The organism is Paramagnetospirillum sp. (assembly GCF_058402745.1).
The window spans coordinates 162353-187963 of sequence record NZ_JBZVFI010000011.1 but is presented as its reverse complement, the minus strand read 5'-3'; the positions used below and the strand labels follow the sequence as shown (position 1 = coordinate 187963).

The 25611-nt window shown below is 62.0% G+C and carries 28 protein-coding genes and 1 tRNA gene; 15 read left to right on the top strand and 14 right to left on the bottom strand.

The window, feature by feature from the left end; translation table 11 throughout:
• Positions 1 to 31: 31 nt before the first annotated feature.
• The 4 genes from ACV4UZ_RS09045 to ubiT all read right to left on the bottom strand — a co-directional run bounded on the left by ACV4UZ_RS09045 (position 32) and on the right by ubiT (position 3741).
• Positions 32 to 1042: a hypothetical protein gene (locus ACV4UZ_RS09045; RefSeq protein ID WP_491600560.1), complete on the bottom strand. Its 1011-nt coding sequence runs from the start codon at positions 1040 to 1042 to the stop codon at positions 32 to 34.
• Positions 1043 to 1151: 109 nt separating this feature from the next.
• Positions 1152 to 2057, bottom strand: coding sequence for a ubiquinone anaerobic biosynthesis protein UbiV (gene ubiV / locus ACV4UZ_RS09040; protein WP_491600559.1), 906 nt, complete (start codon positions 2055 to 2057; stop codon positions 1152 to 1154).
• Positions 2054 to 3061: a ubiquinone anaerobic biosynthesis protein UbiU gene (gene ubiU / locus ACV4UZ_RS09035; RefSeq protein WP_491600558.1), complete on the bottom strand. Its 1008-nt coding sequence runs from the start codon at positions 3059 to 3061 to the stop codon at positions 2054 to 2056. Before ubiU ends, ubiV begins: the two co-directional genes overlap by 4 nt.
• Positions 3061 to 3741, bottom strand: a complete 681-nt coding sequence (gene ubiT / locus ACV4UZ_RS09030; protein ID WP_491600557.1) for a ubiquinone anaerobic biosynthesis accessory factor UbiT — start codon at positions 3739 to 3741, stop codon at positions 3061 to 3063. The genes ubiU and ubiT overlap by 1 nt, the downstream gene beginning before the upstream one ends.
• Before the next feature lie 187 nt (positions 3742 to 3928).
• On the opposite strand from ubiT, the gene ACV4UZ_RS09025 reads away from it, so the two are divergent.
• Positions 3929 to 4915 (top strand): cyclic nucleotide-binding domain-containing protein, encoded by a 987-nt coding sequence (locus tag ACV4UZ_RS09025; RefSeq protein WP_491600556.1) that lies wholly within the window; start codon positions 3929 to 3931, stop codon positions 4913 to 4915.
• A 49-nt stretch (positions 4916 to 4964) separates the two neighbouring features.
• On the opposite strand, the gene ACV4UZ_RS09020 is transcribed toward ACV4UZ_RS09025, so the two are convergent.
• Positions 4965 to 5264, bottom strand: coding sequence for a hypothetical protein (locus tag ACV4UZ_RS09020; protein WP_491600555.1), 300 nt, complete (start codon positions 5262 to 5264; stop codon positions 4965 to 4967).
• Positions 5265 to 5445: 181 nt separating this feature from the next.
• On the opposite strand from ACV4UZ_RS09020, the gene ACV4UZ_RS09015 reads away from it, so the two are divergent.
• Positions 5446 to 5538, top strand: a tRNA-Ser gene (locus ACV4UZ_RS09015).
• A gap of 313 nt (positions 5539 to 5851) precedes the next feature.
• Here the strand turns inward: ACV4UZ_RS09015 and ACV4UZ_RS09010 are convergent.
• The 4 genes from ACV4UZ_RS09010 to ACV4UZ_RS08995 all read right to left on the bottom strand — a co-directional run bounded on the left by ACV4UZ_RS09010 (position 5852) and on the right by ACV4UZ_RS08995 (position 12731).
• Entirely contained in the window at positions 5852 to 10264 is a 4413-nt protein-coding gene (locus tag ACV4UZ_RS09010; RefSeq protein ID WP_491600554.1) for an AAA domain-containing protein, read from the bottom strand.
• Between the two features lie 282 nt (positions 10265 to 10546).
• The gene (locus ACV4UZ_RS09005; RefSeq protein ID WP_491600553.1) at positions 10547 to 10948 is read right to left on the bottom strand and encodes a hypothetical protein; all 402 of its coding nucleotides are present in this window, start codon (positions 10946 to 10948) and stop codon (positions 10547 to 10549) included.
• Positions 10945 to 12285, bottom strand: coding sequence for a recombinase family protein (locus ACV4UZ_RS09000; RefSeq protein ID WP_491600552.1), 1341 nt, complete (start codon positions 12283 to 12285; stop codon positions 10945 to 10947). Before ACV4UZ_RS09000 ends, ACV4UZ_RS09005 begins: the two co-directional genes overlap by 4 nt.
• Positions 12282 to 12731 (bottom strand): DUF2924 domain-containing protein, encoded by a 450-nt coding sequence (locus ACV4UZ_RS08995; RefSeq protein ID WP_491600551.1) that lies wholly within the window; start codon positions 12729 to 12731, stop codon positions 12282 to 12284. The genes ACV4UZ_RS09000 and ACV4UZ_RS08995 overlap by 4 nt, the downstream gene beginning before the upstream one ends.
• Positions 12732 to 12900: 169 nt before the next feature.
• On the opposite strand from ACV4UZ_RS08995, the gene ACV4UZ_RS08990 reads away from it, so the two are divergent.
• Together ACV4UZ_RS08990 and ACV4UZ_RS08985 are read left to right on the top strand one after the other, a co-directional pair.
• On the top strand, positions 12901 to 13110 hold the full coding sequence (locus ACV4UZ_RS08990) for a hypothetical protein (protein ID WP_491597942.1): 210 nt from the start codon (positions 12901 to 12903) through the stop codon (positions 13108 to 13110).
• Positions 13111 to 13112: 2 nt separating this feature from the next.
• Entirely contained in the window at positions 13113 to 14558 is a 1446-nt protein-coding gene (locus tag ACV4UZ_RS08985; protein ID WP_491600550.1) for a phage portal protein, read from the top strand.
• A gap of 24 nt (positions 14559 to 14582) precedes the next feature.
• Here the strand turns inward: ACV4UZ_RS08985 and ACV4UZ_RS08980 are convergent, their stop codons facing one another.
• The 3 genes from ACV4UZ_RS08980 to ACV4UZ_RS08970 all read right to left on the bottom strand — a co-directional run bounded on the left by ACV4UZ_RS08980 (position 14583) and on the right by ACV4UZ_RS08970 (position 15762).
• Complete coding sequence (locus ACV4UZ_RS08980; protein ID WP_491600549.1) at positions 14583 to 15077, bottom strand: lipocalin family protein; 495 nt, start codon at positions 15075 to 15077, stop codon at positions 14583 to 14585.
• Positions 15078 to 15176: 99 nt separating this feature from the next.
• The gene (locus ACV4UZ_RS08975) at positions 15177 to 15470 is read right to left on the bottom strand and encodes a HigA family addiction module antitoxin (RefSeq protein ID WP_491600548.1); all 294 of its coding nucleotides are present in this window, start codon (positions 15468 to 15470) and stop codon (positions 15177 to 15179) included.
• A gap of 10 nt (positions 15471 to 15480) precedes the next feature.
• Positions 15481 to 15762 carry a type II toxin-antitoxin system RelE/ParE family toxin gene (locus tag ACV4UZ_RS08970; RefSeq protein WP_491600547.1) on the bottom strand — a complete coding sequence of 94 codons (282 nt, stop codon included), beginning with the start codon at positions 15760 to 15762 and terminating at the stop codon, positions 15481 to 15483.
• 98 nt (positions 15763 to 15860) lie between these two features.
• On the opposite strand from ACV4UZ_RS08970, the gene ACV4UZ_RS08965 reads away from it, so the two are divergent.
• From ACV4UZ_RS08965 to ACV4UZ_RS08915, 11 genes are all read left to right on the top strand, one after another.
• Positions 15861 to 16127 (top strand): hypothetical protein, encoded by a 267-nt coding sequence (locus ACV4UZ_RS08965; RefSeq protein WP_491600546.1) that lies wholly within the window; start codon positions 15861 to 15863, stop codon positions 16125 to 16127.
• Positions 16128 to 16129: 2 nt separating this feature from the next.
• The gene (locus ACV4UZ_RS08960; protein ID WP_491600545.1) at positions 16130 to 16519 is read left to right on the top strand and encodes a head decoration protein; all 390 of its coding nucleotides are present in this window, start codon (positions 16130 to 16132) and stop codon (positions 16517 to 16519) included.
• A 14-nt stretch (positions 16520 to 16533) separates the two neighbouring features.
• A complete protein-coding gene (locus ACV4UZ_RS08955) occupies positions 16534 to 17556 on the top strand; it encodes a major capsid protein (protein ID WP_068427967.1) in 1023 nt (340 codons plus the stop codon).
• Between the two features lie 2 nt (positions 17557 to 17558).
• Positions 17559 to 17855 carry a head-tail joining protein gene (locus tag ACV4UZ_RS08950; RefSeq protein ID WP_491600544.1) on the top strand — a complete coding sequence of 99 codons (297 nt, stop codon included), beginning with the start codon at positions 17559 to 17561 and terminating at the stop codon, positions 17853 to 17855.
• The gene (locus tag ACV4UZ_RS08945) at positions 17852 to 18484 is read left to right on the top strand and encodes a DUF6441 family protein (RefSeq protein WP_491600543.1); all 633 of its coding nucleotides are present in this window, start codon (positions 17852 to 17854) and stop codon (positions 18482 to 18484) included. The genes ACV4UZ_RS08950 and ACV4UZ_RS08945 overlap by 4 nt, the downstream gene beginning before the upstream one ends.
• 218 nt (positions 18485 to 18702) lie before the next feature.
• A complete protein-coding gene (locus ACV4UZ_RS08940) occupies positions 18703 to 21519 on the top strand; it encodes a bifunctional diguanylate cyclase/phosphodiesterase (RefSeq protein ID WP_158699571.1) in 2817 nt (938 codons plus the stop codon).
• 159 nt (positions 21520 to 21678) lie between these two features.
• Positions 21679 to 22029: an IS66-like element accessory protein TnpA gene (gene tnpA, locus ACV4UZ_RS08935; RefSeq protein ID WP_158303983.1), complete on the top strand. Its 351-nt coding sequence runs from the start codon at positions 21679 to 21681 to the stop codon at positions 22027 to 22029.
• Positions 22026 to 22373 (top strand): IS66 family insertion sequence element accessory protein TnpB, encoded by a 348-nt coding sequence (gene tnpB / locus ACV4UZ_RS08930; protein ID WP_043744949.1) that lies wholly within the window; start codon positions 22026 to 22028, stop codon positions 22371 to 22373. The genes tnpA and tnpB overlap by 4 nt, the downstream gene beginning before the upstream one ends.
• An 87-nt stretch (positions 22374 to 22460) precedes the next feature.
• Positions 22461 to 24008, top strand: coding sequence for an IS66 family transposase (gene tnpC, locus ACV4UZ_RS08925; protein ID WP_491600542.1), 1548 nt, complete (start codon positions 22461 to 22463; stop codon positions 24006 to 24008).
• Positions 24005 to 24595 (top strand): plasmid pRiA4b ORF-3 family protein, encoded by a 591-nt coding sequence (locus tag ACV4UZ_RS08920; protein ID WP_011385681.1) that lies wholly within the window; start codon positions 24005 to 24007, stop codon positions 24593 to 24595. Before tnpC ends, ACV4UZ_RS08920 begins: the two co-directional genes overlap by 4 nt.
• A 19-nt stretch (positions 24596 to 24614) precedes the next feature.
• A complete protein-coding gene (locus tag ACV4UZ_RS08915; protein WP_491600541.1) occupies positions 24615 to 25004 on the top strand; it encodes an acyl-CoA transferase in 390 nt (129 codons plus the stop codon).
• A 2-nt stretch (positions 25005 to 25006) separates the two neighbouring features.
• On the opposite strand, the gene ACV4UZ_RS08910 is transcribed toward ACV4UZ_RS08915, so the two are convergent.
• Positions 25007 to 25309, bottom strand: coding sequence for a helix-turn-helix domain-containing protein (locus ACV4UZ_RS08910; RefSeq protein WP_491600540.1), 303 nt, complete (start codon positions 25307 to 25309; stop codon positions 25007 to 25009).
• A 1-nt stretch (position 25310) separates the two neighbouring features.
• Positions 25311 to 25586, bottom strand: a complete 276-nt coding sequence (locus ACV4UZ_RS08905; protein WP_491600539.1) for a BrnT family toxin — start codon at positions 25584 to 25586, stop codon at positions 25311 to 25313.
• Positions 25587 to 25611 lie beyond the last annotated feature (25 nt).

The window sequence follows — 25611 nt, the reverse complement described above, 5'->3', positions numbered from 1 at the left end:
ATGTTCAAATCGGACGGGCCTGTCAAGCGCCCTACCAGCGCATCTGGCCCCCCAGGGGCTTGGATTTCTGCATGCCGCGCTTGGTCACCAGGACCCAGTCGTTGAACTGCATGTAGCGGGGCGCCAGGAACTGGTAGATGTCCCTGATCTTGTTGGTGTTGTCGTCCGAGCGGACGACGAAGACCGTCTTCCAGACCTGGATGTAATCCTCCCACGGCAGCAGGCGGCAGTGCAGCGCGTCGCGCACCTGGCGGATATAGCCGATCTGGTTCTCGATGTTCTTCAGCATGGCCAGGATTTCGCCGGTCTGGGCGTCCACCTGGTCGAAATAGTCCTGGAAGACCTTGAGCGCCCGCTGGGAAAGACGGCCGACCTGGTCGGTGGTCTCGATCATGGAGCGGTCGGCGCCATAGATGCGCCGCAGGCCCTGCAGCTTCTCGTCGATCTTCTGCACCTCGCCGTAGGTGTCGCGCAGCGCCTCGATGAAGGCCAGTTCCTTGGCCAGGGTCTCGATGTAGCGCACCACCTCGTCGCGGTTCTCGCGTCCCAGGCCCAGCTCCTCGGCCGCCTCGGTGAAGGCCAGCTGGACGTTCTTCTTGACCTGCGGGTCCTCGGCGACCTGGGCCAGTTCGGATACGTTGCTGATGACGTGCTCGTTGCCCGTCAGCCAGGTGACCAGCTGCATGGTCAGACGCTGGTAAGCGATGCGGCGGTGGCGGTCCTGGGGCTCCCACGACGCCTCGCGGGTGGTGACCTCCTTGGGCAGACGGTCACCGGGGCGCAGGCCGCGCACGAATTGCAGCCCTTCGGCCACCTTGTCCAGCATCTTGAAATCGTGCTGGTCCTCCTTCATGCCGAACTCGCGCTTGATGCCGTCGAAGGCCAGCACGGCCTCGTTGGTGGCGAGCTTCAGCACCGCCACCGGCTCACCCGAATCGGTCAGACGGAAATACAGATCCTCGAAGGACGAGAAGAACTTGTGCTCGAAGGTGATCTCCCCTTCGATCTCAGCGGACGCCTTGCCCTTGTCTTCGTCAGCCATCTATGTCGCTCACCCCGGGCGGGCGCCCCCCAAGGCCACCCGCCGTCCCGAAAAGCCTGAGTACGGCGAATACAGTATGCCGGGCTACAGGCCCGCGAACAAGAGGCGGTCAGCCTTCGGCGTCGATGAAGAGGTGGCCGGGGCGGCCATGGATGTAGCCGTTGGCGAATTCCGCCCCCGGGCACAGGCCGGCCAGCCGCTCCTCGGCCTCGTCGGGAGCGGTGCTTCCCGCCAGCACGGCACGGAACAGGGCGGCCACCGCCACCATGTCGCAGGTCTGCGGCCACAGGCGGAAGCGTCCGATGCCGCGCGCCGCCAGCCCCGCCACGTCCCCCAACAGGTCCATGGTGTGGTAGGACATGGTCTGGGTGCCGTTGACCGCCAGGAAGGGCACCTCGTCCAGGGTCTCCACCGCCATGCCGTCGGGGTCGTCGGCGCAGACGTACTGGCAGCCGTCCTTGGACAGGTTGCGGGCCCGGGCGGCGTAGCAGCGGGCCGAGATGGCCAGTGGCAGGCGGCCGAAGGCCTGGACTTCCGTCTCCATGGTGGTGGAGGCGGCCAGGGAGGCCGCTGCGTCGGCGGCCAGTTCGGCCGGCAGGCAGACCCGGATGGCGCCCATGGCGGCCAGGGTGGCCAGCGTGCCCTCGTTGTAGATGTTCAGCAGCGGCCCGGCCACGAAGGGGCGGCCCTGCATCAGGGCGGCCACCGAGATGTCGTTGGCCTCCACCAGGACGCCTTCGCTTTGCGCCAGGTCGCGGGCCTGGGCCATCTCGCGGTCGTTCATGATCAGGGCCAGCGACGACAGCACCACGTCCTTGCCGGCGGCGGCCAGGCGTTCCACCACCTCGGGGATGAAGGGCTCGAAGAACGGCGTGCGCTTGGAACACACCACCTCGCCCACATGGACGCTGTCCACGTCCGCCTCGTCGGCCACGCGGAAATAGAAGTCGCGGAGTGTCTCCGGCGTCCAGTTGAACAGGACCGGCCCGAGGGTCAGTTTGGGGGAAGAGGTCATCGCCAAGCCTTCTCGTAGGCGCCGGTGGTCTGCTTGCCGCCCTCGGTGATGCGGTCGAGATCGATGTCGGGCAGCGGCTTGCCGGCCATCACGGCGTCCACCCCGGCGCGGAAGGCCTGGACCACGGCGGCCACATAGGCGCGGCCGCGCTGGCGGCCCTCGATCTTGAAGGCGGTGACGCCCGCCTTGATCAGGTCGGGCAGCATGGTGAGGGTGTTGAGCGAGGTGGGTTCCTCGAACAGGTAGCTGGCCTTGTCCTTGGCGATGAAGCGGCCCTTGCACAGGGTGGGATAGCCGGCCGGCTCGTCGTGGGCGAACTTGTTGATGGTGAAGCCGCCCAGCTCCGAGGTGATGCCCTGGGCCGTCTCGGTGTAGCGCACCTCGCCGGCCGGCGAGCAGACGCCGTTCATGTTGGGCGACTGGCCGGTGGCGTAGGAGGAGAGCGCGCAGCGCCCCTCGGCCATGACGCACAATCCGCCGAACACGAAAACCTCGGTCTCCACCGGCGCGATGCGGGCGTTGACGGCGGCGATCTCCTGCACGGTCAGCACCCGGGGCAGCACCACCCGCTTGACCCCGAACCGCTCGGCATAAAAGCGGATGGCCTCGGGGTTGGAGGCGGCGGCCTGGACCGAGAGATGCAGGCGCAGCTCGGGATGGGTCCGGTGGGCGTGCTCGATCAGGCCGATATCGGCCAGGATGGCGGCGTCGGCCTTGAGCCTGGCCGCGTCGGCCACCGCCTGGTGCCAGATCTCGGGGCTACCGGCGCGGGGAAAGGTGTTGATGGCCACCAGAACCTTGGCGCCCCGCTCGTGGGCATAGGCGATGCCCTCGGCCAGTTCCTTGCGGTTGAAGTTGAGGCCGGGGAAGTTCCGCGCGTTGGTCTCGTCGCGGAAACCCACATAGACGCAGTCGGCGCCGGCATCCACGGCGCTGCGGAGCGCGGCCGGCGTGCCGGCCGGGCAGACCAGTTCGGGACGGACGGGAGAGGTCGCCGACGCCATCAGGCCACGCCCCCGCGCCGAGCCGCCTTGCGCAGCTGCTTCAGCTCGCCTTCCAGCTGGGTGATGCGGGCGCCCTGGTTGGCGGTGTCCTTGACCGCCGGGGCGATGATGGCGGCCCGCAGGGTCTCGAAATCCTCGCGCATGCGGCCCATCAGCCCGATGGCCGCGCCGGCCAGGCCGCGGAAGGGCCGGGCCAGCGGCCCCAGCTCCTGGGCGATGTCGTCGATCAGATCGATACCGGCGCCGTCGATGGCGTTCCTGAGCGCCACCACCACCTCGGTGTCGCCCTCGATCACCAGGCGGCGGGAGAAGAACAGGGCGTCGCCGTCCACCTTGCCCTCGGCCAGCGCGATCAGCATCTCCAGCGGTCCGTGGATGGTGGCGGCCGCCTCGCCCGGCTCGACGGCGCGGCGCACGGAGAGGCGCGGGTCTTCCGGGTCGGGTTCCAGCAGGATGACGAACGGCAGGTCGACCGGGTCGATGCAGACCGCCTTGTCGGAATAATCGGCCATGCGCTCCAGGATGTCGGGATGGCGGCGGCGGATCACCCGCAGCATGGCATCGAACAGCGGCTGCAGGGCGGCGGGGCGGAGCGGCTTCAGGGCCATGCCCAGCAACAGCACCGGCGAGAACGGCGGCGTTACCGGTGCGGTTCCGGTTCTGGCATGTGCTAGCGTCATGACGTGAGGCCCTCTTTCGGAGAAAGGCATTCTGCCGAGCGGTGATAGCCCCGCTCATTGACCGTCGTCAAGCAAAGGACGAGCACGGACAATTCGGCCCGGTGGACGGCACAAGCTCCAGTAGGGCTTGGCAGATGCCCGCGCCCTGTTTAACCTCGGGAGGATCAGCTTGCGGGGGACTATCGGGATGAACATCGACGTCGATCTGAGCCCCATCACAGCGCTCATCATCGACGATTCGCGCTATGCCCGGTCGTTCATCAAGACCGCGCTGCAATCCTTCGGCATCAAGACCATCCTCGAGGCCGGCGACGGCCCCGCCGGGCTGGAGATCCTGGGGCGCCAGCCCGTCCATCTGGTGATCGTCGATCACGACATGGCGCCCATGGACGGCATCGACTTCACCCGCTTCGTGCGGGCCGGCGACATGGTGGCCTGCGACGACGTGGCCATCATCATGATGAGCGCCGAATCCGCCACCGAGGTGGTGTTCCAGGCCAGGGGCGCCGGCGTGAACGAATTCCTGGTCAAGCCCATGTCCACGGATTCCCTGTTCCGCCGCATCAGGAACGCCCTGGTCAATCCCAAGGCCTTCGTGCGCACCGCGTCGTTCAAGGGGCCGGACCGCCGGCTGCTGTCGCGCCCGCCGCCCGGCGTGGCCGAGCGCCGGGTGGCGCCGCCCCTGGCCAAGCCGTTGCCCCTGGTGGTGCCCATCGGCGCCGCCCAGCCCGCCCGTCCCGCCGCCGCGCCCCATGCCCCGGTGGTCCAGCCCCCCAAGCCCCCGCAGGAGCGCACCGGGCGCAAGAAGTTCCACGCCGGCCAGGTCATCTTCAACGAAGGCGATCCCGGCGACATGGCCTATGTGGTGGAAAGCGGCCGGGTCTCCATCTTCAAGACGGTGGGCGGCCAGAAGGTCACCCTGGGCCAGATCGGTGCCAACGGCGTGTTCGGCGAGATGGCGCTGATCGACAACGAGCCGCGCATGGCCTCGGCCATGGCCGCCGAGGAAACCACCTGCCTGGTGATTCCCATGGCGGCGCTGAAGTCCCAGATCGGCAAGACCCCCGATCTGGTGATCCTGGTTCTGGAAACCCTGCTCTACGACATCCGCAAGATGGGGCGCGAACTGGGGCAGGTGCGCGCCACCCTGGAACGGAAGCGACTGGCGAAATAGGGAGGGGGCGGTTCGCGACGCGCGCCGATTGGCGCCGCCGTGGCCCGGGTCAGCGGCGGAAGACGAAGCGGCGCTGGCGCTGGCGCTTGCGGCAGGCGATGGATAGGCTGAGCCCCATCAGCCCGACGGCGATCCAGGCCGGCATGTCGAGAATGGCCACGGCCAGGGCGCTGAGGGCGGACCGTCCGGCATCGGTGGTGTCCGGGGCGTGGCCGGCGATCAGGGTGACCACGTCGGCGGTGATGATGCCCGCATATTCGGCCGGCCCCAGGGCCAGCACGGCATCAGCCGACGCCATGATCACGGCAAGGCCGATCAACAGCCATCCCATCACACGCCCGAAGAACATGCATGCCCCCGACGATTATCGCTCTTCTCTAACGAATGAATACAGGTTTGCTCCGAAGCCATCTGAAATTCAACCGTTTTTCCGTGACACTGGGCGAATCTCATAGGGGGTTGCGCGTCGTCCGGCCCTCGTGTATCTTCCCGCCCTTCCTCGAACCCGGCTCGCCGGGATCGTGCGATGCGGAGGGGTGGCCGAGCGGTTGAAGGCGCACGCCTGGAAAGTGTGTATACGGTGTTGAGCCGTATCGAGGGTTCGAATCCCTCTCCCTCCGCCACTACTTTCAAAGAATAGATTCTCTGACGCATAGAGCCTTGGGCGAAAGCCCAAGGCTCTGCGCCGTTTTAGGTTAGTAGCTGTTGACCTTCAGGTCTTGTGACAGCGCATTTTTAACCAATTTTCTCTTCTCTCCCGCCCTGTTTCTCTGGAGGCTGTTGACTGCCGCCAAACGGTACGGGTTTTAAAGTTGCAAGTAATTCAAAGAGTTGCAGCGCCAAAAGCTGTTGACCTTTTCGCTGTTTTTATTGGCGCGGGCTGGAGTCTGGGGACGGATCTGGCGGTCAACAGCCCACATCCGAGCCGGCTCTCGATCACCACCGACGACGACGCCTCCGGCGCACTCCACCATGACCAGCGCGACTGGTCTTGTCGGCCAGCTTGCAGTGGGCGCAAACCCGTCCATGCCCACCGGCCCCCTTCTTCAGGGACTGATCCCAGAAGTCCTTGAGGTCACGGATCTGGTTACAGCGCTGGCACATTTTCTTGTCGCCATTCTGCAGATCCTCGACATCGCTCCGGATCGCCTTCACCCGCTCATGGTCATCATCATCCTCGGCGGCCTTGATCAGTTCGGCCAGGCGACATGACAGCGTCTGTGCGGGGTCCGCCCCGAGGTTGAAGCGATTGATGCGCAGGAACTTGTAGCCATACGACTCAATGATCATCTGCCGCTCAATGTCCTCCGGCTTGTAATACTCCGCCCAATTCCCGACATGGACGTTCTTCCTGTCGGTGAAGTGTTCCTGGAACCCGTCGTACTCGATGATGATGTTGATGGGCTTGCCGTCCCCATTGCTGTAGGTCAGCAGGAAATCAGCCCGATATGAGGGGTGCTTGTAGAACGGATCAAGCTGGCGCAGATAGTCGCCGATGGGGAACTGAGCCTGAACCTCGATTTCGTCCCGATGATTCTGAACGAAAGGCGCTGCATTCAGCCATTGGAGAACCTTCCCCTCCATGGGTGATGCCGGATCGACCTCGTGCTGCTCCGGCATGGACCGATCGTTCAAAATCCGCTCGTAATGTTGCAGCACCGCCCGCGCCGAGCCGACATATTGGTCAACCGGCTTGGACAGCACGAAGTGGATGCATTCCTGGGCGCGCGAGAAGCCCACATTCAGGCGTTGGACCTTCAGTGCCTCCTCCACCCTGTCGAAGGCGTTCGTCAGATCGACTGGGAAGATGTAATTCAGCGAATCCTGGGCCGCGGTAGCGACCATGGAATAGAAGATGATCTCGCGTTCCTCGCCCTGGCAGGTGTCGAAGGTCATGACCTTGAGCTTCAACTTCTCTTCGTACAGCTTGCCATTCGGGGAGTTGAAAAGCTCCTTGGCCAGCAAGGTCACCTGCTCACGAAACGGCGTGATGACGCCAACCGTCGGATATTCCGCGTCATCTTCATCGGCTTCCTCAAGGATCGCATCCAGTTCCTCACGGATGAATTCTGCCTCCAAGGAATTGGTGTTCCGATAGCGCTCCTTGCGGCCGTCATGATCCAGAACGGTGAATTGGATGACATCTTCAACCGGGCATCCACGCACCTTGATGGCCTGCAGGGCGCCGCCATAGAAGGTCTGGGAACTGAAGCTGATGAGTTCCTGGTAGCCACGGAAATGCTTTTTCAGCATGGTCGTGTAGTTGGCGATCAGGTCGAAGAAATCCAGGATCGACCGCTTTACGTCGAACATGCTGGCTCTGACCATCTTATCGGCGGCATCGGAAACGTTCTGTCGGAAAAAGGACTGAAGTTCCGCCGTATACGAGGCGTTGATCTCGTTGCTGGCCTGGGCCGACTTGATGTTGCTGAACTGCCGGTTGTCTCCCATCACCAGGACCTTCTTGGCGCGCAAAAGCGCCGGGAATGCCTGGGCAACGGACACTTGCGACGCTTCGTCAATGATCACCAGATCGAACATGTCCCGCTCGAGCGGGATGTATTCGGCGAATTCGCGAATGCCTGCAATGATGCAGGGAAAAGCGTCCCGCAGCTTGGAGAAAGCCTCGGTTGGGAATTTCTGACGGGTTCTGATGACTGTCGCCAATGTCTTGGCCGTAGCCGCGGAATTTTCGGCGAAGGATAGAAACCGGCTATCCATCTCGTGGGTCATCTGGGTGGCATAGAGCTGTTCCAGCCTCGAGCGCTCGGCTACGAAGTCGAATTGGGGAACCTGACGCTCATGGTGGCCGATTTTGGCCCACAGCAGGCTCATCTCCGCGGCGTCCAGGCACAAGGAGATGAAGCGTTCGATGCCGCCCTCATCGGTCCATGTCACTGAACGAAGCTCGGGGAATGCCGCCAGAGTGCTGGCCATGAATCCGGTCAGCTCAGTGCAATTCGGGAATGTAGAGCGGCCCTTGTGAACCGACTGGGCGAAAATCCAGTCGAAATCCTCCAGTGGCAGAGCCCATGCCTCGATGACCTCTGCGATGGCGGGCAGCAATCTGACGACGGTCCGAATATCGTCAAGGCGCTTATGAACCTCGAGAATGCTCGACAGTGGAATGGCCTGATTGAATGCCGCATGGGTCTCACGCAAGGCTCCGCCGCGGAACAGATACCCAAGAATTGGGAGCCTTAGACTGTCATAGCGAACGATGAAGCTCTCGATGACTGAGTGGTGGCTTTGAGGATCGAGCGATTTGAAGACACTGAATGCCTGCCGCTCCTGGTGGAGAGCATTCATCTGCGACGCCAATGCCAGCCTCTTCATGGTCCTGATGACATCCTTTGGGGATGCGGGGCTGAAGCTGATGATTTCGCCGATAGCCTCGGCACCAGCAGGGCTGGTCAGCCAGTCCCTCACAGACTGGATAGTTTCGAGGGTTACCTTCGCCGGCCTGGCACTGCTTTCACCGATCACCTTTCCAGGGTTGGGCAGCCACTTTTCGATGGCGGCCTCAAGCTCATGGAGACGATGAATTTGCTGGATTGAAACCGCCGACAGGTGTTCCACCGATGCCGCGATATTGGCGCGCATCTTTTCCCTGGCCGCCTTGATGTCGGCCTTCAGTTGGCTTCGCTGCCCCTTGGCGGCGTTATGATAGGTCTTGATCTTGCCAATGGATGATTGGGTCAGCAGCTTGGTATAGGTGCCACCCTGGCGGCCAAGGCGTAGGATCGGATTTTGGAAGCTGTCATGGACCCGTACCCCGTTGATGGCCTTGGTCAGCTTGTCCTCGACCACGTCCAGCGCCTCCCCCTTGTCGGACAGGATTAGGACGGTCTTGCCGTTCAGGATGTGGTCAAAGGCGATGGCTGTGATGGTATGCGATTTACCGGTTCCTGGCGGTCCTTGAATCACCAGATAGCGCACATCGCTCCTGCCTAGCGCCTCCAGCACCTTGCGCTGCTCTTCGTTCAATGGGATGGGGGTCTCGGCGACCAGGCGATCCGGGACGCTGACGTTTTCCCAATGTTCATCTACCGCAGAATCGAACCGAGCGGGATCCTTGTCGATGAATCCGGTCACGACATTGGTGAACAACTCGGCGACAGCGCCGCCCTGTCCCTTCAGCTCGGTGAGTAGGGTCTCGTAGTCATTCAGTAGGGCCTCATCTGACTTGTCGAACACGGCGAAATGCAGATTCGCTGTGATACGGATATCCAGTGAACGCCCCTGCCGGGGACCATCGGTGGCGATGGTCACCTGCTGATCTAAGTCGAAGATGCTTTGGATGCGCCGGATCACCCGATCGATCTCAGTGGCCTGCGAAACGTCGGGCTTGAGATAAATGATCCGATCCTCGACCGGATTCATGGCCAGGCGCAGACCAGAAATCTGGGCTTCTTGGGAAACCCAATCCACGGCCGCCTTGTTGACGAAGACGCGGGTGTCGAGTTCCAGGACGAACGAGGCACCATCCTCGCCCTGCTGGATGCCAGCGGCGATGTAAAACAGCGGAAACGACGACGTCTTGAAGTGCAGATCAGCGACATAGAGATAGAGTTGGAAATTGTCACCGGCGAGCTTGGCGTTGCTGTGAAGCTCGCGGATTTCGTTGAAGGCGTCTGAAGCAGCAAAGGTGTCGAAGTAGTCCGACATGTGCCGCTTGGCCTGGGTGGTATCGAAGAAGTCGGTGAAAACCGCCTCGATCTTGTCGGTCTTCCCCGAGACGATCAGCGAGTTGAGCGCCGACGGCAGATGCTCCCCCAGATCACGGGTCAGCGCCTCGACGATCTCGTTTTGGATCTCAAAAATGGATTCCTCGGCATCCCATGACGCAGCCTTGAGATGCACCTCCAACTGGGTCAGCAACGGCAGAACAATGTTGGCGGCCACGGCATCCTCTACCGAGGCGATGATTCCTTCAATCCAGCGCTCGGGATCTTCGACTGAATTGCCGAGCGATGCCTTGGCGTCATCGATGGTTCTGACCGCAATCTGGCCGAATTCCCGATCGGGAATGGCTTCAATCTGCTGGGTGATCAGATTGCGCAGCGTAGCACTGATCCGGGAAACGTATTTGCCCCGGGTGATCTTGATGGAAGCGCCCTTTTCAGTGGCGGGCTCCCTGATCAGATCGAGGATGTCGCGGTTCAGCCGGTCGTATTTCCTCAGGGAGAAGGACATGAGCTGGCCGGCGGCATTCTTCACCACAATCCGGCGGCGCGGGGCTTTCTGACGCTTGAAGTCTGTTTCCAGGAAATCGAGGAAATACCGGCTTACGCGCGTTCCGAAATCAAGCAGCTTGTTGCTGCCGGTCACGCCGGACAATTGGTTCATACGCCCCACCCCAACTCTATAGAGACCCTGGATTTCGCGGCTGAAATGCCCTCGGCTGCGCACACGCGATCAGAGTATAGGGTGGCAGTGGATAATTCCACACACCACTACTGGCCGAACCGAGACAACGCGGACCACTTCGAATATATTCGGCGGCGACATCTTTTGAGACAGTTTTGGCTGACAGGTTCCATGGCCATGGCGGTCTTCCTGCGAACAGGGCGACTGCCGCAGGGTGTTTCTACCCAATATGCATGGTCCCATCGGGATTCGCGCGCCTGGTCACCGCGTCGCTATCCCGTACTTTTCCCGCTGCCGGTCCCACTCCACCGGCATGTCGTCCATCAGGTCGGCTAGTTGCAGGGTGCGCGGCTGGCGGCCGTCGAGGATGGTTTCGACGATGTCGGGGGCCAGCAGGGTCAGGCGGTAGATTCGGGTCATGTAGGAGGGGCTGATCTTCTCGGCTTCGGACAACTCGTTCAGGGATGCCACCTGCCCGGATTCCAGCATACGCTTCCAGCGATGGGCGCGAGCCAGCGCCTTGAGCAGCGTGTCGTCGGGGGTGGGTTTGGCCCGGATCGGCACGCCCTCACCCACGGGCACGATTACCAGTTTGCGCCCGCCATACCGCCGTAGGGTCAGTGGCACGCGGACGGTGAGGGTGTCGATGGTGGTCTCGGTCATGCCGCGCTCCTGTCGCCGGTCTGGGCGGTGATGTCGGAGATGACGCTGGCCAGTCCCTCGGCCCGCAGGCGGACCTCGGCGCCGTCGGGGGCAATACTGACCTTCTCCACCAGAAGTTGGAGGATACGGGCCTGCTCGGCCGGGAACAACTCGTCCCAGAGTGCCTCGAAGCGATCGAGGGCGGCGTGCAGTTCGGCCGGGGCCATGGATGGTGCCATCCGTTCAGCCCGCGCCCGGATCTCGGGGGCGCGCAGCAGGGCACGAACTTGCCCGATCACCGCCGCCTCGATCTCACCGGCGGCAATGCTGCGGACCGGGCAGGACTCGTGGCCGGAATGGATCGCCTTCATGCAGGTATAGTACCGGTACAGCCGCCCCTTCTTGCGGGTATGGCTCGGCGTCATGGCCCGGCCGCAATGGGCGCAGTGGATCAGCCCCTTCAGCGGCGCCGGGGTCGAGGATCGCACCGCGTTGGCGCGCTTGCGGGGCGCATTGTCGGTCTTCACCGCCATCACCTTGTCCCAGATGGCGCGGTCGATGATGGCGGGATGCTCACCGGCATGGACTTCGCCCTTGTGGACGGCCTCGCCGAGATAGACCCGGTTGTCGAGCAGCTTGTAGAGGAAATTCTTGGTGATGGGCGCGCCGTCGCGGTGCTTGCCGTCCTGGGTGGTCCAGGACTTGGTATGGTGACCGGCGGCGTTGAGTTCCTTGACCAGCAGGGTGGCGGAGCCGACCTTGAGGAAGCGGTCGAAGATGTGGCGGACCAGATCAGCCTCGGGCTGGTTGACCACCAGCTTGCGGGCGACCACGTCGTAGCCCAAGGGTGGCACTCCGCCCATCCACATGCCCTTGCGCCGGGAGGCGGCGAATTTGTCGCGGATGCGCTCGCCGATCACCTCGCGCTCGAATTGGGCGAAGCTGAGCAGGATGTTGAGCGTCAACCGGCCCATGGAGGTGGTGGTGTTGAACGACTGGGTCACCGACACGAAGGTGACGTCGTTGCGGTCGAACACCTCGACCAGCTTGGAGAAATCCATCAGCGAGCGCGACAGGCGGTCGATCTTGTAGACCACCACCACATCGACCAGCCCGGACTCGATGTCGGCCAGCAGGCGCTTCAAGGCGGGGCGCTCGAGGTTGCCGCCGGAGAAACCGCCATCGTCGTAATGGTCCGGCACCGGCACCCAGCCTTCCGCCTTCTGGCTGGTGATATAGGCTTCGCAGGATTCCCGCTGGGCGTCGAGGCTGTTGAATTCCATCTCCAGGCCCTCTTCCGAGGACTTCCGGGTATAGATGGCGCAGCGGACCTTCCGGATCGGTTTTGGCGGGTTCATCGGCTGGTCTCCAGCTTGACATGCTTGCGCAGGCCGAAAAAGAGGGGGCCATTCCAGCGGGTGCCGGTGATGGCGCGAGCCACTGCCGACAGGCTCTGGTAGCGGCGGCCCTGCCATTCGAAGCCGTCGGCCAAGGCGGTCACTTCCTGCAGCACGCCCTGCCATTCCCGGATCAGCTTGGTGCCGACGATCGGCGCGGTCATGTCCTTGGCCTTGGGCTTCTTCTTGCCGTCCAGTTCATCGACCAGATCGTCGAGGCGGCGTTCGGCCTGGACCGATAATCCGCCGAAGCCCAGTTCCTGGATTCGGTAGGCCAGCCGCTTGACCAGGAAGGTGCGGTTGTAGGGCGGCGGCTCGGTGCCGGTCAGCTCTCGCCACAAGGCCTTCAGCTTGGGCGTCGGCAGGGTGGGCAATTCGGCCACCTGGCTGAGGATCGCGGTTGTCATTTACGGGGTCTCCTGCAATTGCGGTCGGACCCATGGACGCTCTGGAAACCAGTGAAGTCGACGGAACAGTCTCCGGCGTCAGCAGATATCCGGCGACCCGTGCCGGCATCAATCGCACACATCAAATTTTCTCTGACATGCGCAGCCTTGCTGCTCGTGGGGATGATCCATGACCATCGACGAACTCAAGACCGAGCGCGAACGGGTGCTGGCCCGGCGCAATGCGCTGGTCAGCCGGGTCACCGTCGGCGATCGGACCGTCCACTATGACCTGGCCCAGGCCGACAAGGTCCTCAATGATCTCGATCGCCGCATTGCCCAGGCCGAGAACCGAGCGCCTCGCCGCCGGGTGCTGACCGTCGCCAGCAAGGGGCTGTGATCATGCTGAGCAGCGTTCGCCGCAGGCTCGGCGCCTGGATCGGTGGCTCGTGGTTCGGCGGCGGTTTCGAGGCAGGCCAGGGTAATCGCCGGCTCAAGAGCTTCCAGGCGACCCGGGCCCACCTCAATACCCTGATCGCGGCGGCCGGTCCGGACATTACCGCGCGGGCCCGCTATTTGGTCCGCAACAACGGCTATGCCGCTAATGCCATCGAGAGTTGGGCCGGCAACGTGGTGGGCGCGGGCATCAAGCCATCCTCGCTCATTGGTGATTCCAAGCAGAAGGCCGCTGTCCAGAAGCTCTGGCTAGCCTGGACCGATGACAGTGACGCGGAGGGGCTGACCGATTTCTACGGCCAGCAGCGCCGGGCCGCCCGGGAGGTGTTTATCGCAGGCGAGGTGTTCTTCCGCTTCCGTCCCCGCCGACCCGAGGATGGGTTGGCGGTGCCGCTGCAGCTTCAGATGCTGCCCTCCGAGATGCTGCCGCTGAACCGCAATGAGGATCTGCCCGGCGGCAATGTCATCCGCCAGGGTATCGAGTTCGACGCCATCGGTCGGCGGGTGGCCTACTGGTTCCTGCGCCGCCACCCCGGTGATCTGACCGATCCCGGCATGGCCGGTGAACTGACCCGTGTGCAGGCAGACGACATCATCCATGTGATCGACCCGGTCGATGCTGGCCAGTTGCGGGGCGTTTCGCGTTTCGCCCCAGCCATCGTGAAGTTGTTCCTGCTGGATCAGTACGACGACGCCGAACTGGATCGCAAGAAGGTGGCGGCCATGTACGCGCTGTTCGTCACCACGCCTTCGCCGGGCGAGCCCTTCGATATTGCCGAGGACAATGGCTCTGGCGATCGGCTGATGGATGTCCAGCCCGGCCAGGTGGTGATGCTGGAACCCGGCGAGCAGATCCAGACCTCGGCACCGGCTGATGTGGGTGGCTCCTACGAGGCCTTCCAATATCGGACCTTGCTTCAAATCTCGGCTGCGTTGGGAGTGCCCTACGCCTATCTGTCCAATGACATGCTGAAGGCCAACTACTCCAACTCGCGCCTTGCGTTGTTGGAGTTCCGTCGCCGGATTGAGGCCTGGCAGCATGCCGTCATGGTCCATCAACTCTGCCGGCTGGTCTGGCAGCGCTGGATGGATATGGCGGTCATGTCTGGCGCCCTGACCATCCCTGGCTATGAGAAAGCCCGAGCCCTCGCACAGTCGTGCTCCTGGTTGCCGCCCAAGTGGGATTGGGTGGATCCCATGAAGGACGCCCGGGCCGAGATCGAGCAGATCGAAGCCGGTCTCAAGAGCAGGACACAAGCGTTGGCCGAACGTGGCTTCGACGTCGAGCAGGTGGATGCCGAGATCGCTGCCGACAAGGCGCGCGAGCAGTCGCTTGGACTGGTCTTTGGCAGCCCGCCACTCATGCCTATTTCGAGCCAGCCTGCAGATTAGATCTTGGTCACGACTTCGCTGCGCTCACAGGCTCGGGCCTTGGAGACGGGCCAGATCAAAGCCCTTGGCCTCAAGCCTTTGCAGGAGCGATTTGTACGCGGCAGGGTCAACTGTCGGGGATCGCGACAGGATCCAAAGATATTCGCGTATTGGCTCGCTAATGGCGACCAAACTGTAACTCTCATCAATGTCGATGACCCAGTAATTGCCCCACACCGCCGGTAGCCAAGATAGCCAAGCCGGGGCGAACCGAACCTTCAACTTCGGGGAATTCGCCGCTCCGACCTGGTAGGCGCTGCCGATGGCCTCGTCCCATTCGCCATTGGCGCGGCGGCACCGGTTAATGACCTCTACCGTACCATCAGGCAGGAGGTTGTAACGGGCACTGGTGTCGCTGATGCATTTTGCTTGGAACCAGTTCGGATATTTGGCGATTTCGTGCCAAACGCCCATGTAGCGCGGGACATCCAGGTTTCTGATGGTGGTCAACGGTGGGGTGCCGACAGCTTGATCGCTCATGGGAGCGCAACTGGCTACCGTAAATGCAAATGCGGCAATAACTGCCTTGATGGGGTGGCGGGGCAATCGATGTCCTTCAATAGCGCGTGGATTTGGGGCTTAGGCAGCCCTGGGGTGAACCTGGGTCTCGATCTCGGCACCGATCTGGTCACGAGCGGTTTCCAGGTCAAAAGTGGCCTGCATCCCGATCCAAAATTCCGCGGAGGTCCCAAAATAACGGGCCAACCGCAGGGCTGAGTCCGGAGTGATCCCTCGACGGCCATTGATGATATCGCTGATCCGCATCTGCGGAACGCCGATTGCCTTGGCTAGAGCGTATTGGCTCATGCCCAGGGGCTTCAAGAAATCCTCGCGCAGCACCTCGCCAGGATGAGTAGGGGCAAAGTCCGCCATCACGGCCTCCTCAATGATAATCAACAATCTCGACTTCAAAGGCATCGCCGTCACGCCATTCGAAACAGACCCGCCACTGGTCATTGATCCGAACGCTATGTTGACCGTGCCGGTCACCTGATAAAGCCTCCAGCCGATTGCCAGGTGGCGCCCTTAGATCGTTCAGATTCTTGGCGTTATGGATCTGCGTCAGCTTCCGATTGGCGACCTTCAGAATGTCATTTGGAACGCCTTTGATAAAGCGTCGCTGCCACGCTGCTTCAGCCATCTGGTTCTTGAACGACTTGATCATACCCAATGCTAATGGACATCGTTAGCTAACGCAAGGCGATAGCACTCAAGATGACAGATCTCCCCCATGTGGCGGCCCGTCTCTACGGGGCACCGCTGATGATCGCCCGCGCCAAATTGGACGTGATCCTGGGCGTGATGGCTCCTCGGCTGGCTGGGCGCATGGGTGTGACCATCGACGCGGCTGACGCTCTGGCCAAAGGCATCAAGCCGGAGGCGTTGCGCCGCTCGGTTCTGGAGCAGTTGGTGGCACGATCCGATGCCTCCCATGTGGTGGCCGCAGCCCCCATCCCCGCGGCCAAGCCCAATGCCGAAAGCCCCATCGTCCGGCGCGCCCGTGAAGCCGCCTCCCGTCACGGAGAATGACCATGCCTGTCCTGACCATGCAGCCCACCTTGGGCGACCTGCTCAAGCTGGAGTTCGATGCCAGCTATTGCCGTGAGGTCGTCACCTTGAAGGGCGGCAGCCATTACGCCCTCGGTTCCGTCCTGGGACGCATCACCGCCAACGGGCACTACTGCCTGTCGCCGGCCGCCCAAGTGCTCGGTGACGAAGGGGCGGAGATTGCCAGTGCTGTGCTGCTGGAAGCGATCGACGCATCCGGTGGAGACACCCTGGCCGTGGTCGCTGCCCGCGGACCGGTGATCCTGTCCCAGGCAGCTCTGGTGTTCGACGCCTCCGTCGATCTCCCGGCTGAGCGCAATGCCAAGTTCTCTCAACTCGCCACCGCTGGCCTCGTCGCCCGCGTCACCGCCTGACCTCAGGAGATACCATGGTCGAAATTATCAATCCCTTCGACGGGGGCGGCTATTCGCTGGCCGAGATGACCCAGGCGATCAACATCCTGCCCAACCTCTACACCAGGTTGGGCCAGATGGGCCTGTTCCGCTTCGAGGGCGTCACCCAGCGCTCGGTGATCATCGAGCAGGCCGAGGGCGTTCTCAACCTGTTGCCCACCGTGCCGCTGGGTGGTCCGGCCACCGTTGCCAACCGCGACGCCCGCTCCATGCGGTCGTTCACGGTGCCGTGGATCCCGCACGATGATTCCATCACGCCCCAGGATGTCCAGGGGGTGCGTGGATTCGGTGTCGCCGATGCCGCCGATCCCCTGGCCACTGTCATGGAACGCAAGCTGACCCGCATGCGCACCAAGCATGCCCAGACCCGCGAGTTCATGGAGATCAACGCGCTCCGCGGCATCGTCCGCGATGGCTCGGGTTCCACCCTCTACGACTACTTCGCCGAGTTCGGCCTGGTCCGTCAGCAGGTGGATTTTGCGCTCGGCACGGCGGCCACCAATGTGCAGGCCAAGATCCGCGAAGTGCTGCGTCTGGTCGAGGTGGAACTCAAGGGCGAGACCATGACCTCGGTCACCGCCCTGGTCAGCCCCACCTTCTTCGACAAGTTGATCAGCCATCCCAAAGTGGAGGCGGCCTACCAGTACTTCTCCTCCACCGGCGCCCAGCCGCTCCGGGAGGATGTGCGCCGCCGCTTCCCCTTCGCCGGCATGGTGTTCGAGGAATACAACGCCACCGTCACCCTGGCTACCGGCTCGACAGAGACCCTGGTTCCGGCTGGAGAGGGCATTGCCTTCCCCCTCGGCACCACCGACACCTTCGTCACCTATGGCGCTCCTGCCAACCTGATCGAGACGGTCAACACCATGGGCCTGCCCATGTATGCTCGTCAGCTTGCCCGTCAGGATGGCAGCGCCATCGACGTCAAGACCGAGGCCTCGATCCTGCCCGTCAACAAGCGCCCACGCCTGGCGGTCCGCATCTTCTCGGGCAACTGAGCGTGACCGCCTTTGCCGACGCCCTCAACGACCTGTTCGCCGATCCGAACATGGCCGTCACGGTGACGTATCAGGGCCAGGCTATCCGCGCCTTGGTGCGGCGGCCCGACCGCGATATCGAGTTCTCCGACATCACCGTTCACATAGGGACGGCGGTGTTCGAGATCCGGCGGCGGGACGTCCCGGCACCCCAGGCCGGGGATGTGATCGTCCATGACGGCGACAGTTTCGTTGTTCAGGGCGACCCCCGCCTGGATGCCGAACGGCTGATCTGGACCTTGGATACAAGACCGGCATGAAACTGGCCGCAGCCATATCCGGCGATCTTCGCAAGATCATGGCCGAGGAGGTCAAGGACGCGGAAGACGCCGTCACCGCCGCCATGCGCCAAGCCGCCGACGGGCTGAAGGCGGATCTACGCCGCCAGGTCGCGGAAGCCGGGATGGGCCAACGCCTCGCCAACACCTGGCGGGCCGAGCTTTATCCCAAGGGCCGGAAAAGCATCAAACCGGCAGGGTTCGTCTTCACCAGGGCTCCCACCATCATCCGCGCCTTCGACCAGGGTGCGGTGATCAAATCCAAGCATGGTTTCTGGCTGGCGATCCCCACACCCGCGGCCGGGGCGGGACCGCGGGCCAAGCGCATGACGCCCGGCCTGTGGGAGCAGATGCACGGGAGCCGCCTGCGATTCATCTACCGCCGCGGCGCCCCGTCGCTGCTGGTGGCGGAAAACATGCGGGTCCGCGCCGGCAAGCGGGGCGGCTTCGACAAGGGCAGCGCCTCGGCGCTTCGCACCGGGCGCGGAATGACCAGTGTGGTGATGTTCATCCTGGTGCCGCAAGTGAGCTTGAAGAAGCGCCTCGATGTGGACGGTGCTGCCGAGCAGTGGGCTTCGGCGCTGCCGGAGCTGATCGTTTGTAATTGGTAGCGTGTTCATCTGGCAGAACGTTCACTTGGAGTTTGATTGCGGCGCCCTTGCGCCGCACCGCAGCATGCCTATCGTTTGACGTACAGGAATCCTGAAATTATAACCAAATCATATATCCTTTCGGATAAGCTGCCTTTGGGGGAGACGGCTTATTCTCCGCATGTGGAGACACGATGCTCTCGGCTACTCTCAACCCCCGTCGATCCATACGAGCTCATTTGGCAATTCTGATCGCAGCCTTTCTTTTGCCTGCAGTCATTGGAATTAGCTATTTTGTCGGGTCACGATCTGTGTCGCAGATGCAGGCAGACAAGGGAATGCTGCTCTCGGAAGCAGCTATCCAGTTGGCGGCTCACATGGACACCGGCCTGTACGAGCGTTGGCGTGAAATCCAAGTTTTCGCTGGAATGGCAGAGATCGTCGATCCAAAAGCCCCCCTGGCTCGGAAAAAGCAGCTACTCGAAACATTGAAGAATAGCTACCCGAACTATGCATGGATTGGATTTACGGATACGGAAGGAAATATTCTGGCCGGAACCGGAGGGATGCTCGAGGGAAAGAGCGTTGCTCAGAGAAGCTGGTTCCAAGAAGGGAAAAAAGGTCCATTTCTCGGTGATGTGCATGACGCATTTTTACTGGCAAAGCTGATCCCCCGAGACCCAAAAGACCCTCTTCCGCTGCGACTTCTAGACGTTTCTGCCCCTTTAATTTCTGCTGATGGCGTTTTTCTCGGAGTTCTCTGTGGGCATCTGAGCTGGGATTGGTCCAGAGAAATCAAAGCGCAAAGTCTAGCCCCTTTGCAGCAGCGGAACCTGACCGGCGTACATATCCTGAACCATGAGGGAAAGACCGTTCTTGGCACCGGTGATGTTGCATCCTGGCCTGATGTCTCAAATGTTCCCAGTGTGGCTTCAGCAAAGCAAGGTATGCACGGATGGACGATAGAGAATTGGCCTGACGGTAAGAGTTATTTGACAGGATATGCCCGTGCCAAAGGGACCATGGGATCGCCTGGCCTAGGCTGGATTATCCTCATCCATCAACCAGTAGACGAGGCATTTGCTGATGCGGTTTTGTTTCGCAATCAAGTGATGATTGTTGGCTTTCTGGTTGCTGTTGGTGCTGCGGCGTGGCTATGGCTAGCGCTTGGGCGCACAATACGTCCGTTGACGCGAATTGCTGAAATTGCTGACCGAATTCAAAAGGGGGAGGCAGTTGCTCAAATTCCTATAATAGATGGGAGGAGCGAAGCCCATATTCTTTCCGTATCACTGAACAGGCTGGTATCTACCCTGGCTGACCGGAACGCTGATTTAGCGGCGGCCAACACGGCACTTGAGGACGATATTCGACGGCGGGAGGCCTTGGAACAGGAGCTTCGCCTCGCCGCAACCTATTATGAAGCCAGTGCCGAGGGCATTGTCGTCACCGTGGCAGATGGAACAATCGCATCAGTCAATGATGCCTTTTGCCGGATTACAGGGTACCAGCGCCATGAAGTCCTTGGGAAGACAACCTCATTGCTCAAATCCGGGGTTCAAGACGATGAATTCTATGCGGATATGTGGCAGCTATTGCGGGATACAGGGCACTGGGAAGGTGAAATCTGGAACCGACGGAAGGATGGTAGGACATTTCCAGAATATCTGACCATAAATGCGGTTCGACGTGATGGAGAAATCACCCACTATGTTGCTCAGTTTTCCGATCTAAGTGACAGGAAAGCAGCAGAAGAAAAAATAGTTCAGCTTTCAACGCATGACACCCTCACCGGCTTACCTAAGCGCATTGTCGCCATGGAGCGGCTTTCAGGCTTGATCAGCGAGGCTCGCCGCGATGGACGGCTTGTGGCCCTGATCTACGTTAATCTGGATGGGCTGAACCGTGTCAATGATGCTCTCGGGCACCATGGCGGTGACAGGGTTCTCGTAGAAACTGCACAGCGTCTTCGCCAATTGCTGCAGCCAGCTGATGCGCTCGCCCGGCTTGGAGGGGATGAGTTTCTTATTATCAGCAGTCGATTTATGGTCATGGCTGAGGCTGAGGCCCTTGCTCGTCAGATTCTTGACGCATGCTCTCAAGCGTTTTTTGTCGACGAAAAAGACACATACCTTACAGCCCGAATTGGTATCGCATTTTATCCCCGCGATGGCGAAGATCCTCTGGAGTTGATCCGGAACTCTCACGCTGCATCGGTTCGTGCCAAGGAGCAGGGTGGCAATATCTACCGGATTTTTACGCGGGACATGGACGATGAGGCTGTTGCCCGTCATGCTCTCGATGCCGAACTACGTCAGGCAATGAACAGCGATGATCAGTTCAAGGTTTTCTACCAGCCTCTGGTTAACGCCCAGTCGGGCAGAATTATTGGGGCAGAGGCCCTGGTTCGGTGGTTTAACCCAACCAGAGGCTTAGTCCCTCCTGACAGGTTCATTCCGCTCGCAGAAAGTAACGGGCTGATTGTGCCCATGGGCCGAAAAATTCTCGCTACCGCTTGCGCCGATGGAGCTCGATTTAGAAAGCATATCGGCAGTGATTTCTTTATGGCTGTCAACGTGGCGGCCGCGCAATGTGCTGATCCAGGCTTCCTAGAAACAGTTAGTAAATGCCTGTCCGATGCGAAGCTTCCTCCTCATTGCCTTGAGGTCGAGATAACCGAGCGGACCGTTGTTGGCAACAACCCAACAATAACTGCTTTTATGACTGCTTTGCGAGAGGCGGAATCAAAGCTATCAATTGATGACTTTGGAACAGGATATTCTGCGCTTAGTTATCTTAGGCAGTATCCTTTTACAACTTTGAAAATCGACAGGTCATTTGTGATGGGGATTGGGGATGTTGAGCAGGATGATGCTCTCGTTCTAGCCATAATTCACATGGCCCATGCTCTTGGTCTTGAGGTTATCGCTGAAGGTGTTGAAACAACCGAGCAGCAGGAATTTCTGCGTGATGCGGGCTGTGAGACCCTTCAAGGCTACCTACTTGGGAAACCAATGCCTGCCGATGAGTTCATGGCCTTAGTTCAGAAGGCTTAAGCCCAGAGTTTTTGGCAGGATTTTGTGATGCCCTCCATCCGCGAACAGATCCTTGCCGCCCTGCTGGTGCGGCGTAACCGTCCTCTGACGGCTGCCTTGTGCGGCGGGGCGAGTTGAGGCCAAGTGCCAAGCATTATGGTGACTTTAATGCGTGGCACGATGACCCAGGTCGAGGTGATCACGTCGGTTCAGCGCCGTCGGCGTTGGAGTGCGGCGGACAAGCAGCAGATGGTGGCGGAGTCGGCGATGCCGGGCCGGACAGTGTCCAGCGTGGCCCGGCGCCATGGGATCGCGCCACAGCAGTTGTTCACTTGGCGGCGGGAGTTGCTGGCGGCCGCTACTGGGATCGCTGATGGTGGTTTTCTGGCGATCGCGGTTTCGGAGCCCCCGGCTGTGGTGCCGGACGATAGCGGGCGGATTGAAATCGTGCTGCCCACTGGCGTGATGGTCCGGGTGGGGCCGGAGGTGGCGACCGAGCCGTTACGCCGGGTACTGGCGGCGCTGGGATGATCGTGCCGCCGACGTCGACGCGGGTGTGGTTGGCTTCCGGGCACACCGACATGCGCAAAGGTTTTGACGGGCTGGCGATGCTGGTGCAGGCGAAGCTGTCTCGCGATCCCTTCGGCGGCCAGGTCTTCGTGTTCCGGGGGCGGCGGGGCGATCTGATCAAGGTGTTGTGGTGGGACGGCCAAGGTCTTTGCCTATTTTCCAAGCGTCTGGAGAAGGGCCGCTTCGTCTGGCCGTCGCCGGCGGACGGCATCGTCGGGCTGACTCCGGCGCAACTCGGCATGCTGCTGGAGGGGATCGACTGGAGGATGCCGATCCGCACCTGGAAGCCGCAATCGGCGGGGTGAGTCATTCCCGCCACACCCGGCGGGAATCCTCACAAAATGAGGGGCTGGCGCTGGTCGGAATCTGCTTCTGACGGTAGAATCGACGGCATGGTTCCAGACGCCCTGCCCACCGATATCGTCGCGCTACAGGCCATCATCGCCACCCAGGCGGATGCGTTGGCCGCCGCCCAGGCCGGCCTGATGAGCAAGACGCTGGAGGTGGAGAAGCTGCGGATCGAGCTGGCCCGTTTGCGCCGGATGCAGTTCGGCCGCTCGTCGGAGAAAATCAGCCGCGCCGCCGATCAGTTGGAGCTGATGCTGGAGGAGGTCGAATCGAGTGCCGCCGCCGCCTTGGCGCCAGCCGAGGACGGTGCGAGCGACGGCCCCGCGCCGAAGCGCAATCGTGCCCGGCGGCCGCTGCCGCCACACCTGCCGCGCACCGAGGTGGTCCACGATAGCGCCTGTACCTGCCCTTCCTGCGGCGGAGCGATGCGCAAGGTCGGCGAAGACGTCACCGAGATCCTCGATTACGTCCCCGGCCGCTTTCAGGTGATCCGCCACATCCGGCCCGCCTATTCCTGCCGAGCCTGCGAGGGCATGGTCCAGGCGCCGATGCCCTCGATGCCGATCGAGCGCGGTCTGCCCTCCGCCGCCTTGCTGGCCCATGTGCTGGTGTCTAAATACTGCGATCACCTGCCGCTCTACCGCCAATCGGGGATCTATGCCCGCGATGGCGTCGATCTCGACCGTGGACTCCTGGCCGAGTGGGTCGGCAAGGCCGCCACCCTGGTCCGTCCCCTGGTGGACGCGGCCGAGGCCCATGCCATGGCCGGCGGCCAGATCCATGGTGACGACACGCCGGTGCCCGTGCTGGCGCCGGGGATCGGCAAGACCAAAACCGGCCGATTATGGGCGTATCTGCGCGACGAGCGGCCCTGGGATGGACCGGCTCCACCCGCCGTGGCCTACCGCTACAGTCCAGACCGCAAGGGCGAGCGTCCACAGAAGCATCTCGCCGGTTTCCGTGGCCACCTCCATGCCGATGGCTATGCCGGCTTCGGCGAGTTGTACCTGGCCAAGGAGGGCAAACCACCGCCAGTGACGGAGGTCGCCTGCTGGGCGCATGTACGCCGCAAATTCCACGATGTCCATGTCGCCACCACGGCACCGATCGCCGCGGAGGCGCTGGAACGTATCGGTCGCCTGTTCGCCGTCGAGCGCGCCATTGTCGGCATCCCACCCGACCAGCGTCGCGCCATCCGACAGGTCGAGGCCTGTCCCATCATGGGAGATCTGGCAGGCTACCTCGACGCCAGCCTGACCCGCATCTCCGGCAAAAGCGAGTTGGCCGCCGCCATCCGCTATGCCCGCTCGCGCTGGTCAGCGCTCACCCGCTATCTCGACGATGGCCACCTGGAGATCAGCAACAACGCCGCCGAACGGGCGATGCGCCCGCTGGCACTGGGCCGAAAAAACTGGTTGTTCGCCGGCTCCGATGCCGGCGGCGACCGCGCCGCCGCCATCTACACTCTGACCGAGACCGCCAAGCTCAACGGCCTCGACCCGGAGGCCTATCTGCGCGATGTTCTGACGCGGATTGCCGACCACCCGGTAAACCGCATCGCCGCCCTGCTGCCCTGGAACATCGCACCATGACCGAGATTGCCCGCCTCAAGATCCAACTCGATGACATGGACCTGCCCGTGATCCGGCGGATCGAAGTGCCACTCACCATGCGTCTGGCGGATCTGCACCTTGTCATCCAGATCGCCATGGGCTGGGAAAACTATCACCTCTACGAATTCCGCGTCGGCCGCGCCGTCGCCTATGGCATTCCCGACCCGGATTGGCCGGACTCAAACACCCTCTCCGCCAAAACGGCGACCCTGGCCGATCTCCTCCTCCACCTCAAACGGAACAAAACATTCCAATACGTTTACGATTTCGGCGACGATTGGATGCATACGGTGAAACTCGAAGCTCTCGCCGAAGCCGATCCCGAGGTCAGCTATCCCCGCTTGCTGGACGCCCAAGGCGCCTGCCCGCCAGAAGACTGCGGCGGGCCCTGGGGCTACGCCCATTACCTCGAAGTCATCGCCGATCCCGACCATGAAGACCATGACAACATGATCGAATGGCGCGGCCCCGGATTTGATCCATCGACCATCGACGAAGCCGCTATCCGCAAGGAATTCACCAAGTTTGCCAATCGGCGTAAGCGGAAACCCAAGGCAACGCCGTAGCCGTCAGAGGACGGTTACGGTGCGGCTGGAGGCCGTGCCCGATGCCACGGCCAAGCGGGAAGCGACGCTGCCCGAGACGGTTCCCTTCGGTGGGCTGATCATCCTACGCGACGGAGATCCCGGTGATCCCGAAGTGGTGTTGTCGCCAGTCTCCTACCTATGGGAACACCAAGCCGAGATCGAGGTGATCCTACAGCGCGGCAAGGATGACGACAGTGCTGCCCTCGACACCTTACTGATGGCGGTGGGAGGTGCCCTGGCTGCCGACCGTTCCCTTGGCGGTCTGGCCGAATGGCTGGGCTGGGGCGCGCCCAAGACGACCGGTCTCGCCATCGACGGTGCCGCCGCCCTGCGGGGAGCCACGGTGCCGGTCACCATCCATTACGCCAGCCCAGACCCGTTGGGCTAATCTCAGGCTTCGAACGACTTAGCCACGATATCGGGGTTGCGGGCGATGACGTGAAGATAGGCGCGTGCCGTGGTATCGGGCTGTTTCCGTCCCTGTTCCCAATCCCGCAGGGTTCCCACGGGAATGCGGTAGCGGGCGGCGAACACGCCCTGTGACAGGCCGGTGGCGCTACGGATGGCCTTGACGTCCACCGGCAGGATTTCAGGCGCAACATCGGCATCGGCGGCGATCTGACGCTCAATGGCGGAATCGGACATCGCGTCCAACGCGTCCCAATTAACAGCCTCCAGGGCAGCCTTGCTCATGTCAGGCGTGATTTTTCGGCGCATAGGCTTCGACCTCCCGCGAGTTGGCTTTTCGCAGCGAAATGACCCGGCGGGTCTCGCCACGGTCGGTGAACACACATACGAACAATCGGCCTCGGATTAGACCATAGGCCACCTGCCGCCGCTCGCCGTACTCCTTGCGGTCATCCTCTGCCAGATGCACCAGCCCATCGAAGACGTAGGGGGCAAGGGCCAGGGAAAGGCCGCGCTCCGCGACATTCTTGGCGTCCTTTGCCGGGTCGAATTCGTACTCCATGAGTAAGAGTGTACGGCTAAGCCGT

What these genes read in the sequence shown, in the direction of transcription:
- ACV4UZ_RS08995 (WP_491600551.1), bottom strand. Translation starts at nt 12,731, where the DNA reads ATGACAACCGCGATCCTCAGCCAGGTGGCCGAATTGCCCACCCTGCCG.
- ACV4UZ_RS09025 (WP_491600556.1), top strand. Translation starts at nt 3,929, where the DNA reads ATGAACATCGACGTCGATCTGAGCCCCATCACAGCGCTCATCATCGAC.
- ACV4UZ_RS09045 (WP_491600560.1), bottom strand. Translation starts at nt 1,042, where the DNA reads ATGGCTGACGAAGACAAGGGCAAGGCGTCCGCTGAGATCGAAGGGGAG.
- tnpB (WP_043744949.1), top strand. Translation starts at nt 22,026, where the DNA reads ATGATCGTGCCGCCGACGTCGACGCGGGTGTGGTTGGCTTCCGGGCAC.
- ACV4UZ_RS08955 (WP_068427967.1), top strand. Translation starts at nt 16,534, where the DNA reads ATGGTCGAAATTATCAATCCCTTCGACGGGGGCGGCTATTCGCTGGCC.
- ACV4UZ_RS08980 (WP_491600549.1), bottom strand. Translation starts at nt 15,077, where the DNA reads ATGAGCGATCAAGCTGTCGGCACCCCACCGTTGACCACCATCAGAAAC.
- ACV4UZ_RS08905 (WP_491600539.1), bottom strand. Translation starts at nt 25,586, where the DNA reads ATGGAGTACGAATTCGACCCGGCAAAGGACGCCAAGAATGTCGCGGAG.
- ubiT (WP_491600557.1), bottom strand. Translation starts at nt 3,741, where the DNA reads ATGACGCTAGCACATGCCAGAACCGGAACCGCACCGGTAACGCCGCCG.
- ACV4UZ_RS08970 (WP_491600547.1), bottom strand. Translation starts at nt 15,762, where the DNA reads ATGATCAAGTCGTTCAAGAACCAGATGGCTGAAGCAGCGTGGCAGCGA.
- tnpA (WP_158303983.1), top strand. Translation starts at nt 21,679, where the DNA reads ATGACCCAGGTCGAGGTGATCACGTCGGTTCAGCGCCGTCGGCGTTGG.
- ubiU (WP_491600558.1), bottom strand. Translation starts at nt 3,061, where the DNA reads ATGGCGTCGGCGACCTCTCCCGTCCGTCCCGAACTGGTCTGCCCGGCC.
- ACV4UZ_RS08960 (WP_491600545.1), top strand. Translation starts at nt 16,130, where the DNA reads ATGCCTGTCCTGACCATGCAGCCCACCTTGGGCGACCTGCTCAAGCTG.
- ACV4UZ_RS08920 (WP_011385681.1), top strand. Translation starts at nt 24,005, where the DNA reads ATGACCGAGATTGCCCGCCTCAAGATCCAACTCGATGACATGGACCTG.
- tnpC (WP_491600542.1), top strand. Translation starts at nt 22,461, where the DNA reads ATGGTTCCAGACGCCCTGCCCACCGATATCGTCGCGCTACAGGCCATC.
- ACV4UZ_RS08965 (WP_491600546.1), top strand. Translation starts at nt 15,861, where the DNA reads ATGATCGCCCGCGCCAAATTGGACGTGATCCTGGGCGTGATGGCTCCT.
- ubiV (WP_491600559.1), bottom strand. Translation starts at nt 2,057, where the DNA reads ATGACCTCTTCCCCCAAACTGACCCTCGGGCCGGTCCTGTTCAACTGG.
- ACV4UZ_RS08975 (WP_491600548.1), bottom strand. Translation starts at nt 15,470, where the DNA reads ATGGCGGACTTTGCCCCTACTCATCCTGGCGAGGTGCTGCGCGAGGAT.
- ACV4UZ_RS09000 (WP_491600552.1), bottom strand. Translation starts at nt 12,285, where the DNA reads ATGAACCCGCCAAAACCGATCCGGAAGGTCCGCTGCGCCATCTATACC.
- ACV4UZ_RS09010 (WP_491600554.1), bottom strand. Translation starts at nt 10,264, where the DNA reads ATGAACCAATTGTCCGGCGTGACCGGCAGCAACAAGCTGCTTGATTTC.
- ACV4UZ_RS08910 (WP_491600540.1), bottom strand. Translation starts at nt 25,309, where the DNA reads ATGAGCAAGGCTGCCCTGGAGGCTGTTAATTGGGACGCGTTGGACGCG.
- ACV4UZ_RS09005 (WP_491600553.1), bottom strand. Translation starts at nt 10,948, where the DNA reads ATGACCGAGACCACCATCGACACCCTCACCGTCCGCGTGCCACTGACC.
- ACV4UZ_RS08985 (WP_491600550.1), top strand. Translation starts at nt 13,113, where the DNA reads ATGCTGAGCAGCGTTCGCCGCAGGCTCGGCGCCTGGATCGGTGGCTCG.
- ACV4UZ_RS09020 (WP_491600555.1), bottom strand. Translation starts at nt 5,264, where the DNA reads ATGTTCTTCGGGCGTGTGATGGGATGGCTGTTGATCGGCCTTGCCGTG.
- ACV4UZ_RS08945 (WP_491600543.1), top strand. Translation starts at nt 17,852, where the DNA reads ATGAAACTGGCCGCAGCCATATCCGGCGATCTTCGCAAGATCATGGCC.
- ACV4UZ_RS08990 (WP_491597942.1), top strand. Translation starts at nt 12,901, where the DNA reads ATGACCATCGACGAACTCAAGACCGAGCGCGAACGGGTGCTGGCCCGG.